The organism is Flavobacterium panici (genome assembly GCF_024499525.1).
In the GTDB taxonomy this organism is placed as follows: domain Bacteria; phylum Bacteroidota; class Bacteroidia; order Flavobacteriales; family Flavobacteriaceae; genus Flavobacterium; species Flavobacterium panici.
Genome location: NZ_CP100437.1, coordinates 5,902,980 through 5,915,921, shown reverse-complemented (window position 1 = coordinate 5,915,921; position 12,942 = coordinate 5,902,980). Strand labels below are relative to the sequence as shown.

Annotated in this window: 11 protein-coding genes; 5 read left to right on the top strand and 6 right to left on the bottom strand. The window is 33.8% G+C overall.

Annotated elements, in window-relative coordinates:
- The first annotated feature begins 16 nt into the window (after nt 1-16).
- Nucleotides 17-655, top strand: coding sequence for a peroxiredoxin (locus NLJ00_RS24800; protein WP_053473776.1), 639 nt, complete (start codon nt 17-19; stop codon nt 653-655).
- A 224-nt stretch (nt 656-879) separates the two neighbouring features.
- Here NLJ00_RS24800 and NLJ00_RS24795 read toward each other — a convergent pair whose 3' ends face one another.
- The 3 genes from NLJ00_RS24795 to NLJ00_RS24785 form a co-directional block, all read right to left on the bottom strand.
- Nucleotides 880-3,114: a cation:proton antiporter domain-containing protein gene (locus NLJ00_RS24795; protein WP_180859670.1), complete on the bottom strand. Its 2,235-nt coding sequence runs from the start codon at nt 3,112-3,114 to the stop codon at nt 880-882.
- Nucleotides 3,115-3,396: 282 nt separating this feature from the next.
- Entirely contained in the window at nt 3,397-4,743 is a 1,347-nt protein-coding gene (purB, locus tag NLJ00_RS24790) for an adenylosuccinate lyase (RefSeq protein WP_053473777.1), read from the bottom strand.
- 196 nt (nt 4,744-4,939) lie between these two features.
- The gene (locus tag NLJ00_RS24785; RefSeq protein WP_256635803.1) at nt 4,940-5,629 is read right to left on the bottom strand and encodes an SIR2 family NAD-dependent protein deacylase; all 690 of its coding nucleotides are present in this window, start codon (nt 5,627-5,629) and stop codon (nt 4,940-4,942) included.
- Between the two features lie 533 nt (nt 5,630-6,162).
- Here NLJ00_RS24785 and cysC point away from each other — a divergent pair.
- The 4 genes from cysC (at nt 6,163) to NLJ00_RS24765 (ending at nt 9,201) form a co-directional block, all read left to right on the top strand.
- The gene (gene cysC / locus NLJ00_RS24780) at nt 6,163-6,696 is read left to right on the top strand and encodes an adenylyl-sulfate kinase (protein WP_256635802.1); all 534 of its coding nucleotides are present in this window, start codon (nt 6,163-6,165) and stop codon (nt 6,694-6,696) included.
- Nucleotides 6,697-6,813: 117 nt separating this feature from the next.
- A complete protein-coding gene (locus tag NLJ00_RS24775; protein ID WP_256635801.1) occupies nt 6,814-7,497 on the top strand; it encodes an aspartyl/asparaginyl beta-hydroxylase domain-containing protein in 684 nt (227 codons plus the stop codon).
- A gap of 12 nt (nt 7,498-7,509) precedes the next feature.
- A complete protein-coding gene (locus NLJ00_RS24770) occupies nt 7,510-8,478 on the top strand; it encodes a sulfotransferase family protein (protein ID WP_256635800.1) in 969 nt (322 codons plus the stop codon).
- Between the two features lie 60 nt (nt 8,479-8,538).
- Nucleotides 8,539-9,201 carry a TrmH family RNA methyltransferase gene (locus NLJ00_RS24765; RefSeq protein ID WP_053473781.1) on the top strand — a complete coding sequence of 221 codons (663 nt, stop codon included), beginning with the start codon at nt 8,539-8,541 and terminating at the stop codon, nt 9,199-9,201.
- A 209-nt stretch (nt 9,202-9,410) separates the two neighbouring features.
- On the opposite strand, the gene NLJ00_RS24760 is transcribed toward NLJ00_RS24765, so the two are convergent.
- From NLJ00_RS24760 to NLJ00_RS24750, 3 genes are all read right to left on the bottom strand, one after another.
- Nucleotides 9,411-10,313: a YARHG domain-containing protein gene (locus tag NLJ00_RS24760; RefSeq protein ID WP_180859638.1), complete on the bottom strand. Its 903-nt coding sequence runs from the start codon at nt 10,311-10,313 to the stop codon at nt 9,411-9,413.
- The gene (locus tag NLJ00_RS24755; protein WP_256635799.1) at nt 10,310-10,945 is read right to left on the bottom strand and encodes a DUF2306 domain-containing protein; all 636 of its coding nucleotides are present in this window, start codon (nt 10,943-10,945) and stop codon (nt 10,310-10,312) included. Before NLJ00_RS24755 ends, NLJ00_RS24760 begins: the two co-directional genes overlap by 4 nt.
- A gap of 299 nt (nt 10,946-11,244) precedes the next feature.
- Nucleotides 11,245-12,840, bottom strand: coding sequence for a PepSY-associated TM helix domain-containing protein (locus NLJ00_RS24750; RefSeq protein WP_256635798.1), 1,596 nt, complete (start codon nt 12,838-12,840; stop codon nt 11,245-11,247).
- Nucleotides 12,841-12,942: the final 102 nt, after the last annotated feature.

Here is a 12,942-nt window from a genome sequence, read left to right as displayed (position 1 = left end):
CTAAAAAATATAAATTATGTCAACATTAAGATTAGGCGATATAGCTCCGGATTTTCATGCAGAAACCACACAAGGACCAATCAATTTTCATGAATGGTTAGGAGATTCTTGGGGCGTTTTATTTTCGCATCCAGCAGATTTTACTCCGGTTTGTACTACTGAATTGGGAACTGTAGCGAACTATGTTCCGGAATTTACCAAAAGAAATACTAAGGTAATTGCTTTGAGTGTAGACGGTTTAGAGTCGCACAAAGAGTGGATTAAAGATATCAACGAAACTCAAAATACAGAGGTTAATTTTCCAATTATTGCCGATGAGGATAAAAAAATAGCGAATCTATATGATATGCTTCACCCAAATGCGAGCGATAAATTTACAGTGCGTTCTGTTTTTGTTATTGGGCCTGATAAAAAAATTAAATTAACATTGACTTATCCGGCTTCAACGGGAAGAAATTTTGACGAATTGCTTCGTGTTATTGACAGTTTGCAATTAACGGCAAATTACAGCGTAGCTACTCCGGCAAACTGGAAAGACGGTGAAGATGTAGTAATTACGCCAGCTGTTCCTGACAGTGATATTCCGGCAAAATTCCCAAAAGGACATACGCCTATTAAACCTTATCTGCGTTTAACTCCGCAGCCGAATAAATAATTTTCTAAGTTGCTAAGATTTTTTTAAAGATACTAAGGTGCTAAGTTTCTAAGTTTTTTGAGAGGTTAAACTCTTAGTAGCTTAGAAATTTAGCACCTTTTTTAAGATATATTCGTAAAGAAAAAAACTTAGCATCTCAGAATCTTAGATTCTTTTTTTAAGATATATTCGTAAAGAAAAAAACTTAGTATCTCAGAATCTCAGAAACTTAGCCTCTCAGAAGTTTAGCCTCTCAGAAGCTCACTCATCTTTCTTCTGTCTCCTACAACCCATATAATGTCATTTGGCTGTAAAAGTAAACTTGATTCAGGATTTAAAATACGATTTCCGTTTCGTTCAATTCCTACGACCATTGCTCCGGTTTTTCCTCTAAATTGACCAATGCTTTTTTGCGTAAATTCTTCCTGGGAAACTTCTAACTGACGTAAAACAATTTCAGTTTCTTCAACTGCTTTTGGGGCTTCATTTTCATTTTGTGTCAGGTATTTCGTGAACTCGGTAATTTGAGCATCGGTACCAATTACAGAAATTTCATCACCGGGAAACAGGCGTTCATTTTTTGAAGGAATTGGGATTGTAACTTCACCGCGTCGTATATACGCAATATTAATTCCCATGAGTTCTCTAATTCTTAGTTCTTCTAAAGTTTTTCCGACAATGTTCGATTCTTTCCCAATCTCAAAAATAGACATGTGACCGTCCCACGGCATTAAATTGGCATATCTTCTGTCTATTTTTTTGTTTTCACGATCGTTTAGGTTTTTCAAAAAGTGATTTTCTATCCTGTGATACTGCTCATTTAATTTTTTAGGGAATATTTGATAAACTCCAATAGCAATTACCAATGCTACGAATGCGACCAAAGGAGAAAAGAATATATTTAATAAGAAACCAACAAAAAATAAACCAAGACTCATGCGTATTAAAATCATCATTAACAGCGCACCTCGGTATTTACGTTCTTCCCATAATAATTCGACTTCTTCGGCAGCTATACGACGAAGTGAAAGTGCCCATAAAAATGGTGCAATAACTACCAGCGTAATAAGCGCGGCCAAAGTGTTTCCAAATCTGGTATCGGCCACTAAAGGAGCTACAAATTTTGATGATAACAAAATAATTGCCGTAATGATAGCGGTATGAAGTATAATTTGAATTACATAGGCATTTAATACTTTCTGCCAAATACTGACTGATTTTATTGCCTGCGCGTTCATACTGTATCGGTTGATATTTTTAACCCATTTTTTAGGCAGTTTTTGTTCTAAGAAATGAGAAAAAGGCACGGCATATTTTACCATAAACGGAGTTGTAAAAGTGGTTATTGCCGAAACAGCTACAACAACAGGATATAAAAAGGAACTGGTAACATTTAATGTCATTCCTAATGTTGCAATAATAAACGAGAATTCACCAATTTGAGACAAACTCATTCCCGTCTGCACCGATTGTTTAAGGGGCTGTCCTGCCAGCAATGCGCCTATTGTTGAACTTACAGATTGTCCTAAAATAGTCACGACAGTTAATATAGCTACCGGAACAGCATGCGTATACAACATTTTAGGGTCAATTAACATTCCCACAGATACAAAAAATATTGCGCCAAATAAATCCTTAACCGGTTTTATTAAATGTTCAATATGTTCAGCTTGTGTTGTTTCGGCAATTATCGATCCCATTATAAAAGCACCTAAAGCTGGAGAAAATCCAACATTTGAAGCAAAAATTACCATAGTAAGACATAATGCGATAGAAATAATAAGCAGCATTTCATCTGTCAGTAAATGTTTTGCTTTTTTAAGAAGTGTGGGAATAAAAAAGATACCGCCCAAAAACCAAACAGTAAGGAAAAATATAAGTTTTAAAACCGACATTAATAACTGGCTTCCTGAAAATTGCTGGCTTACTGCAATTGTAGAAAGCAATACCATCATTAAAATGGCTACAATATCCTGTACAATTAAAGAGCCAATAACGATTCCGGCAAATTTTTGCGCTTTAACGCCCAGTTCATCAAAGGTTTTTAAAATGATTGTTGTGGATGAAATCGATAAAATTACGCCTAAAAAAATGCTGTCCATTTGTGACCAATCCATCCATCGTCCTACCAGATATCCCAGTAAAACCATGGTTATAATTTGCGTACTGGCTGTAATGGAGGCCGTTCCTCCAACTTTCATTAATTTCTTAAAACTAAATTCGAGTCCTAAACTAAAAAGAAGAATGATTACACCAATTTCTGCCCAAACCTCTACACTTTTCATTTCTGTAATTGATGGGAAAAAATCAAAGTGGTTTCCGGCCAGGAATCCTGCAATCAGGTATCCTAAAACCAGCGGTTGTTTCATTTTTTTAAATAATAGTACGGCAATTCCCGCAGTCATCAGGATTAATCCCAGATCACTGATTAAAGGTTGTAAATGATGTGTAGTTTCTGCAGCGGCATTTAAGGCAATCATAAAGTGGTATTTTTTCAGGAGCTTAATCCAGCTTTCCATTTCAAGCTTTTACTCAAAACGCCTATTTTTTAAGCAGTTTCAGGAGCTTCCGTTGGTCGCTCTTCAACTACAAAAAAATATGGCTTTTTTCGCAAAAGGCTTTTCATTGCAAATATATTCACTGAACTCCTATAAAAAATAAAAGTTAGGTGAAGTAGTCTGGGCTAAAAACTTCCCGAGTTAAAATAAAAAAAGCTATCTCGATAAAGATAGCTTTTTTTGACAAAATATTTTAGGTTTTCTTTAAATTCCTGTGTAATTACTAGGTGTTATCTGCATTAATTCGGCTCTAACAGCATCAGAAACTTCTAAAGTCGCAATAAAATTATGAATTGCGTTTTTATCAATAGCTTCGTTAGTTCTTGTTAAACCTTTTAAGGCTTCATACGGATTTGGATACGCTTCGCGACGTAAAATAGTTTGAATAGCCTCGGCAACAACTGCCCAGTTTTTCTCTAAATCTTCAGCAAATTTGCTTTCGTTTAGTAATAATTTGTTCAAACCTTTCAGTGTAGCTTCAAAAGCAATAATTGTATGCCCAATTGGCACACCAACATTACGTAAAACTGTACTATCTGTTAAATCACGCTGTAATCTTGAAATTGGAAGTTTAGCAGATAAATGTTCAAAAATAGCATTAGCGATTCCTAAGTTTCCTTCTGAGTTTTCAAAATCAATAGGATTTACTTTATGCGGCATTGCCGATGAACCAATTTCGCCTGCTTTGATTTTTTGTTTAAAATAATCCATTGAAACATACGTCCAGATATCACGATCTAAATCGATAATGATATTGTTGATTCTTTTTAAACCATCAAAAAATGCAGCAAAATGATCGTAATGTTCGATTTGAGTTGTTGGGAATGAATGTTGTAAACCTAATTCATTTTCAACAAAATTAGTTCCAAATTTTTTCCAGTCAATTTGCGGATATGCCACATGATGTGCATTAAAGTTTCCTGTTGCACCGCCAAATTTAGCTGCAAAAGGGATATTGAATAACAAACGCATCTGCTCTTCTAAACGCTCTACAAAAACCAAAATTTCTTTTCCTAAACGGGTAGGAGAAGCCGGCTGTCCGTGCGTGCGTGCCAGCATTGGAATATCTTTCCATTCAACGCTTAATTCTTTTAATTTAGAAATTACAGCAATTAATGATGGAGTATAAACCTGCTCAAAAGCTTCTTTTGTAGAAAGCGGAATAGCAGTATTGTTGATATCCTGAGATGTTAATCCGAAGTGAATGAACTCTTTGTATTGCGATAAACCTAATTTTTCAAAAGCATCTTTAATAAAATATTCAACCGCTTTTACGTCGTGGTTGGTTACTTTTTCTGTTTCTTTAATCCAAAGCGCATCTTCGGTAGAGAAATTTTTGTAGATATTTCTTAAACTGTCAAATAAGTCTGCATTTACGCCAGAAAGCTGAGGTAAAGGAATTTCGCATAAAGCGATGAAATATTCAATTTCAACCAGTACGCGGTATTTTATTAAAGCTTCTTCAGAAAAGAAAGGTGCTAAATTTTGAGTTTTATTTCTATATCTTCCGTCAATTGGCGATATAGCATTCAATTCGTTTAGAGTAGTCATTGTTATGTTGTTTTTCGAAAGGTGCAAATATAAACAGAATTTGCGGATTTAAAGTAATCACAAAGTCAATTGAAGACAATTTAAAAAGGGCAAAACACGAATTTCACGAATTAGCACGAATTTTTTAATTTATGGATAAGTAAATAAATTCAAAAGAAATAATATTCGTGCTAATTCGTGTTCAATAATTGTGTTCTTAAATCGATTTTAATTTTTCTCTTAATTCTGCAACGCCTTCAGATGCAACTTTTGCAATAACTTCCACTTTATTTCGAATATTGGGAATTGAAATAGGTTTTGGATCAATATAAAAAACAGGCGTTGTGCTGGGAGCATAAGAAATCAAACCTGCCGCAGGATAAACCTGTAATGAAGTTCCAATTACGGCAAAATAATCTGCTGTTTCGGTTATATCAATAGCTTCTTCCAGTGCCGGAACTTCTTCTCCAAACCACACAATATGCGGTCGTAACTGATGTCCGTTTTCATCTAAATCACCCGTCAGTAAATCGGCTGTCCAGTCTAAAATTAAATTTTGATTGCTGACACTTCTCACTTTTAATAATTCGCCATGCAAATGCAAAACTTTGGTACTTCCGGCACGTTCGTGTAAATCGTCAACATTTTGAGTAATGATATAAACGTCGAAATCTTTTTCTAATTCGGCTAAAATTTGATGTCCTAAATTGGGTTGTACCTCCTTAAGCTGCTGGCGTCTTTTATTGTAAAAATCGAGAACCAATTCCTGATTTTTGTTCCAGCCTTCGGGAGTTGCTACTTCCATAACGTCGTGACCTTCCCATAAACCATCGCTGTCACGAAAGGTTTTAATACCGCTTTCGGCACTAATTCCGGCGCCGGTTAAAACAACAAGTTTCTTTTTCATGCTTATTTTATTAAAAGATAAAAATAGCAATTTATGCCAATATTGAGTGTGCCGTCAAGGACTAAATATCGGTAGAAAATTAGGGATGGAAAATAATTTAGCGTGCCGTAGGTACGCAATAGTTATTGTTATGTTGCGTACCTACGGCACGCGAACGAACACCGAATTCTAAATATCTACCGATATTATGTGCCTAACGGCACGTTTCTTTTAGTACTTGAAAATAATGATTTTTGTGAGCCACTTAAAAATGTATGCTTTGTGCCGTCAGGCACTGAATATCGGTAGAAAATTAGGGATGGAAAATAATTTAGCGTGCAGTAGGTACGCAATAGTCATTCTGTTGCGTACCTACGGCACGCCAAAATCAATTTAAACTTTTGTTTCTACCGATATTTAGTGCCTATCGGCACATTTGTGCGATTATTTTTTTTAATATTTTTGAGAGACAATAAAACCGTAATTATACTTATTGTTTTGACCTTGCAGATTATTTAGTTTTAATGCCTCATAAAAAACAAAAGAAATTCTAAATGATTTTAATTCAGTTTACAGGATTATCGGGTTCAGGAAAAACGACATTGGCTCAAAATGTTCGGCATTTATTAATCGAAAACGGTTATAAAGCTGAAATTGTTGACGGCGATGTGTACCGAAAAACGATTTGTAAAGATTTAGGATTTTCTAAAGAAGACCGCTGTGAGAATGTAAGACGCCTTTTTGATGTGGGACGAAATTTTGTTGCTGAAGATACCATTACTTTAATGTCAGTAATAAATCCATACGAAAGTCTGCGAAATGAATTAAGAACACACGAATTTGTGCGAACTGTTTTTTTAGATTGTTCGATAAATAATTTGATTAAAAGAGATCCGAAAGGTTTGTATAAAAAAGCTTTACTGCCGGAAGATGACCTTAACAGAATTAAAAATTTCACCGGAATAAGTGATGTTTTTGAAACTCCCGAAAAAGCAGATTTAGTCTTAAAAACCGATTTAGAAACGGTGTCTTTTTCAACAAATAAACTTTATGACTTCATTATTGATAATTTAAAGAAAGAACTTTAATCTTAAAAAACGGATTCCTGAATTTGTAAAATTTTGCTTATCTATTTGATAATTGGGTTGGTGTATTTTATATATTTACAGGACCAAAACAAAAATCTCAAATTTAACCCTAAGCTTATGAATCCTTCGTCAAGCAGACTTCCTATTACCTTTTCGATTGAAAAACTGCAGCAAGAACTTACAATTTGCGAAAATGATTTATGGACCCCGCATTTTAACACCAACCGGTATGAGGGAAATTGGACAAGTGTTTCTTTACGATCACAATCGGGTTTGGTAAACGATATTACCTCTTTCTCAAATAAGGAATACCAAAATACGCCGCTGTTGGATCGCTGTCATTATTTTAAAGAAATTATGGATTGGTTTCAATGCGAAAAAGAAGCTGTGCGATTACTTCGGTTAGGGCAAAACAGCGAAATCAAAGAACATGTGGATAATGATACTTCTTATGAAGATGGATTTTTTAGAATTCATGTTCCTATCATTACAAACTCTGAAGTCTTTTTTTATGTGGATAAAAAACTCGTTCCTATGAAAATGGGAGAGTGCTGGTATGCTAATTTCCAGCTCCCGCACAGTGTTGAAAATAAGAGCGCCGAACCGCGAATTCATCTTACACTGGACTGCATTCGGAATGATTGGTCGGATAAATTATTTGCCGAAATGGGTTTTGATATTCATGCTTCTTCCAATAAAAATGAATATTCTGATGAGGTAAAACAACAGATTATTGCTGAGCTTTCGCGGAATCCATCAGAAATGACAGCAAAAATTATCGCAGATCTTCAGTCAAAATAAAATAAATCACCAATGGAAAACATACTTCATCCTCTTTCTAACTGGATTCCTTATAAATTGCTTGAAAAAAATAATGAAATCTATTTTGAATGGATTTATGTGGGAGATTTAAAATATGCCGAACCTTTTTTTGAGGAAACAATTTTAAAATGCAGAAAACACGAATACAATTCAAAGTCGTTTAAAGTAATAAGTACTCCTGAAAATCTTGTAGAATGGTCTGAAGAAATAGTTTCGGTCGATTTAAAATCTTTGGTATTTCACGTTTCAAGATGCGGTTCTACCATGCTGAGTCAGTCTTTAGCCACTTCAGCAGAAAATATTATGGTTTCTGAAGCGCCAATCGTGGATGAAATTTTGCGAAGTAATTTGTTTGGTTTAGACAAAAAGTCGGCACTTTTAAAAGCGGTTATTAAATTATTAGGTCAGAAAAGATTTCCGGAACAAAACAATTTAATTTTAAAACTGGATGCCTGGCATATTTTTAATGCGGGTTATTTAAGAAGCATTTTTGCTGAAACACCTTTTGCGCTGCTTTACAGAAACCCAACAGAAGTTTTGAAATCGCATCAAAAAAAGATGGGAATGCATATGGTTCCCAATTTACTGCCGCCGAGTGTTTTTGGAATTACGGCTCAGGAAATAAATAGAATAAGTTTTCAGCAATATGGGGCTTTGGTTTTAGAGAAATATTTTGAAGGTTTTCTGAGTTTTTACGAAACAGATCAGAATGTTACGGCTCTTTATTATAATGACGGAATGAAACAGGTTGTAGAAAAATTTATTTCGTTTATCAAAGTCAATTATGACTACGCCGAACTTGATAAAATGTATGAGCGTTTAAATGCCCATTCTAAAAACGAAAATGAGGCTTTTAACGGAGATTCTTTTAAAGAAGAAGAATTAGAAATTAATTTTACAAAGCTTAATCTGCTGCACGAAAAATTAAACAACACGTTTCTGGAACATCAGGAAAACTAAAATACACATGAATTTACTTTTTATTGATTTATATGTATTTTTGCGCCAAATACAAACAAAATGATTGATTTAGATTACCTGGCATTTCTCGAAAATATATTGACAGACAACCGAAAAGAGAAGTTTTTAAAAGTATTAGAAAACCGAACCAAACATTTTACTATTGCGGTCGAAGATGTTTTTCAAATGCATAACACGAGTGCCGTAATGCGCAGTTGTGAGGTTTTTGGAATTCAGGAACTTAATATTATCGAACAGCGTTTTGGTAAAAGAATAGATAAAGAAATTGCTTTAGGTGCACAAAAATGGGTTGATATTAACCGTTTTGATAGTGTCGAAGGCTGTGTTTCCTCTTTAAGAAATAAAGGATATCAAATTATTGCGACAACACCGCATGAAAACGACTGTATGATTCAGGATTTTGATATTACAAAACCAAGTGCTTTGTTTTTTGGAACTGAAAAAGACGGTCTTTCGCCGGAAATTTTAGAAAAAGCTGATGGATTTTTAAAAATTCCGATGGTAGGTTTTACAGAGAGTTTGAATATTTCTGTTTCTGCTGCTATCATCATTCAAAACCTTACCAACAGACTACGAAATTCAGATATTGACTGGCATTTATCTGATGAAGAAATATTAGAAAAACGTCTGTTGTGGGCTAAAAATTCAATTAAAGATATTAAGCGAATCGAAGCACGTTATTACGAAGAAAACCCGAGATAGCGATTTCCTGCAAGGTTTCCAAAACCTTGTAGGTATTTAAGAAAAGTTTTCCGCCACGAATCCACTTATACAAATACATTCGTGAATTCGTGGCGAAAAAAAAACTTAAGTCTTAAAATGTTATACCTACAAGGTTTTGGAAACCTTGCAGGAGAGTCGTTGAGAAAAACTTAGAATCTCAGCAACTTAGAATCTTAGCACCTTATAAACTACCTTCCAAAAGAATCATAATTATCTTCGGCGTATTTTTCAAAACGTTTTAATAATACAATATTTTCTTTTTCTACAGAAGTTAATTGATCGTCAACATTAGTCGAAACCGGAATATACCATTCAACGTCATCAAAAAACTGGCGTACCGTTTTCGTTTTAAAAGAAAATCCGTGTCTGGCAAAAATGGTATTTCTAAGAATTTCCAGATCGATTTTCTTTAAGTTTTTAACATCCGATTCTTTTAACTTTTGTGTAGAAGAATTGATTTTTAAAATATTTTCAGATGCCATTCTGTATACATTCTCAAAATATGTTTCAGTTTTTGTAGAGTCTTTTGTTTCTTCGCCTTCATTCTCCTCTTCATAAGTTACTTCCTCTTCTTTTGGATTTTCATAATCAACATACATATCGTTATCCGGAAGCATTACTGTAGGATCATATTTAAACTGTTTTTTAGTTAGTTCAAATTTTCTTTTTTGAACTTCTTTTTTCGGATTATTTGCTGTCCATGTTCCTTTTAAAAGAGTATCATTTTGTATTTCGAAAGTAAAAACACCATCGTTTTTATCATCGCCCGGTTCTTTTAGTGTAAAAGAAATTGTATTTCCGGTTCTTTTCATTGTACCTGTAAGCGGTCTGTTATTACCTGCAACAATACTTTGTCCTGTAACTTCTGTTTCGGTAATTTTTTTGATAACGATATTAATCTTATTACTATATCTTTCTTTTTCCGGCTGGGTTGTGTCACGTTCTGCAACAACAAAATCGCCAACCCATGAGCCGTATAAATCAGTTCGAATTTCTTCGGGCATTTTGTTATCACTGATTTTTGGTTGTTTTTCTTTAGAATTACAAGAAAAAAGGGAAACGGCTAAAAATAAATAAAGAAGGTTTTTCATTTTTTTGATTGATGATAAAGATAATATTCGATGATTAATAAATTCGGAATCCAGCCTAACCAGGCAATAATTTGATATAAATCCATTGGCGCAGGATGAAACAAATATACAAGAATCACCTTCCAAAAACGTAAGGTAACGGCAGAAAATGTTAAAGCAAAACTTCGGAACATAAAGGCCTTGTGCTGCTTGATATTTTTGTTTTTAATGAACAGAAAACCTTTTAAAGTAAAGTAAAACCATAAAACGGATAAAGAGATAAAAGATATTTTAGAATAAAATCCGCCATTAGCAAAAAAGCCAATAAATAACCCCGAAGGCGCACTTAAAAACAGAATTACAAAAATATATAGTTTTCCGAGATTCCGATGCAGAACGGGATATTTCTTTAAAAGAGTATTATTAAACTGGAAAAATCCCGAAAACAAAACAAAAATCGCCGAATATACATGAATGTAAAAAAAGGTAATGTAATAGGGGATTTCAGAAACTTCGGTTTGTTTGATTTGAAGAAAAGCAGCGTCGTTTTTTAGCGGAATGTACTGCAAAGTCAGCTTCAGCATTAAGATAAAGAAATAACTAAAAAGGATTGCCCAAATTAGTAATAACGAAAACTGAATCTTTTTTCTCAACTCTTTATTGTAAAAGGTTTATTAGTCATCAAATATAAAAAATCCCCAGCCACTTTTGGTAGTTGGGGAGAGTTTTCTGCCACGAATTACACGAATTAGAAATCACGATATCCTGCAAGGTTTTCAAAACCTTGTAGGTATTTTGGTGTAACATTACACACAAACAGGATAAAGTTTTCGCCACGAATTCATGAATTTTTATACAAATACATTCGTGAATTCGTGGCGAAAAAAGACTAGATATTAAAAACTTAAAACCTACAAGGTTTTGAAAACCTTGCAGGTTGTTGTGGAGTTGTTTACTTTTTTAAGAATAAAATAAAACCTAAAATGCTGACAATTAAAATGCTCAATGCAGCTAAAACTGTGGCTAAATCACGAATGTTTTTTCCTGCCCAATCCATGAATAAAAATTTATGCAATATCGCAAAAGAATAACCTTCTACTTTATCTGCATTTTTAACTACAGCCGCCAGTCTCGAAGTTGAAGTTTCAATAAAATACGTTGTTTTTTCCGGAGTATCGTATGCTAGTTTTACAACAGGCAGACGTTTATTTACAAAACCATATTCCCTGCTTTCAAAGTCAGTCAACACTTTTGATTCTAATAATTTTACATTTTCTAATGATTCTTCAGGTTCATCAGAAGTTTCGATCATTTCGCAGCAAGCCGCTTGCGGAGCTCCGCCAGTAAAATAGTAAGCCAAATATTCGGCATAATGAAGATCAACATTTGGGACAACTTTATTGGTTGTAGCATTAATGTAAATCACTTCCGATTTTTGATCTTTCTTTTTATTCCATTTTGAATTAGAATCTACTTTTGAAGTCTTGAATTTACTTTTTTCAAGTAATTGACAACGAAAATAAGTGGTATCGTTTAAAGTAATAATACTGGCATTTTGAAAACGAGTCCAGTCTAAATCCAGCGTATTATTAGCTAACGGAATTTCTTTAGTCACAAATGTAGGTTCATAAACCATTTGCGATAAAGTATAAGGTGCCCATTTTGTTGTGGCATGATATCCTCCGCTAAAAGCAAAAGTCAAAGTGAAAAGTGAAACCCAAATCCCAATTTGGCGATGGTATTTTCTAAGCCCTTTTTTAGGAGCCGCATTATCTGTTTTTTTGAATTGTTTCCACAATAAACCGTAAATCAATATGCCGCTTAAAGCAGAAAATCCAATAATTGACAATAAAAAAATCATGGTAATAATCCTGATACTATTGTTGGATATAGCATCTATAAAAGACCAATTATGAAAAGTATCAAAAAACCAGATAAAAGCCTGTCTTGAAGTTGGATTGTAAGTGGCCAGTTTACTGGAAGATGTTTCTACATAAACTTCCATAGCATCAGGACGCTCAAAAGTTAGTTTGTAAACCGGTAAATAACGATTTACATATTTGTATTGTGATGTAAATTCGGTTACAACTTCACTCTTTTTTATGGTGCTTTTTTGATCATCCAGAAAATAACGAGAAAGCCATTCTGCATATTTTTGATCTCCGTCTTCCAGTTTTTTTCCGTTTGAAGCATCATAATACCACAATTCACCAAAAATTGTTTTTACCTGATAATAATTAATATTATTAAAAGTGACGATTCGGAAATTCTTGAATTGAGTGATTTCGTTTTTTTGTAATACTTCCTGAATAGATAATTTCAGCTGGATTTTGTCGATTATTTGCTGCTCCAATTTTTCGTGAGCAATTTCAGGTTTGAAAAAATGCGCCATAAAAGGGTGCATTAAACCAGACAGCGTCCAGAAAATAACAGGAACAATGGTAATTAAGCCAATAACACGATGCCATTTGTACATGTGCTGCTTGATTTTTTTTACGATTTTAGAATCTTTCTTTTTAGAAGATTTTTTCTTGATTTCTTTACTCATAATTGAGTTGTTTTTGTTTTTATTTTTTTTGCCACAGATTACACGGATTAAAATGATTTTTTTATTTAAACTCTGTGATTAATCCTTTTAATCCGTGTAATC

Excerpts from the sequence above, each read along its gene's own strand:
- NLJ00_RS24800 (WP_053473776.1), top strand. The coding sequence starts at position 17 with ATGTCAACATTAAGATTAGGCGATATAGCTCCGGATTTTCATGCAGAA.
- NLJ00_RS24795 (WP_180859670.1), bottom strand. The coding sequence starts at position 3,114 with ATGATTGCCTTAAATGCCGCTGCAGAAACTACACATCATTTACAACCT.
- purB (WP_053473777.1), bottom strand. The coding sequence starts at position 4,743 with ATGACTACTCTAAACGAATTGAATGCTATATCGCCAATTGACGGAAGA.
- NLJ00_RS24785 (WP_256635803.1), bottom strand. The coding sequence starts at position 5,629 with ATGAAAAAGAAACTTGTTGTTTTAACCGGCGCCGGAATTAGTGCCGAA.
- cysC (WP_256635802.1), top strand. The coding sequence starts at position 6,163 with ATGATTTTAATTCAGTTTACAGGATTATCGGGTTCAGGAAAAACGACA.
- NLJ00_RS24775 (WP_256635801.1), top strand. The coding sequence starts at position 6,814 with ATGAATCCTTCGTCAAGCAGACTTCCTATTACCTTTTCGATTGAAAAA.
- NLJ00_RS24770 (WP_256635800.1), top strand. The coding sequence starts at position 7,510 with ATGGAAAACATACTTCATCCTCTTTCTAACTGGATTCCTTATAAATTG.
- NLJ00_RS24765 (WP_053473781.1), top strand. The coding sequence starts at position 8,539 with ATGATTGATTTAGATTACCTGGCATTTCTCGAAAATATATTGACAGAC.
- NLJ00_RS24760 (WP_180859638.1), bottom strand. The coding sequence starts at position 10,313 with ATGAAAAACCTTCTTTATTTATTTTTAGCCGTTTCCCTTTTTTCTTGT.
- NLJ00_RS24750 (WP_256635798.1), bottom strand. The coding sequence starts at position 12,840 with ATGAGTAAAGAAATCAAGAAAAAATCTTCTAAAAAGAAAGATTCTAAA.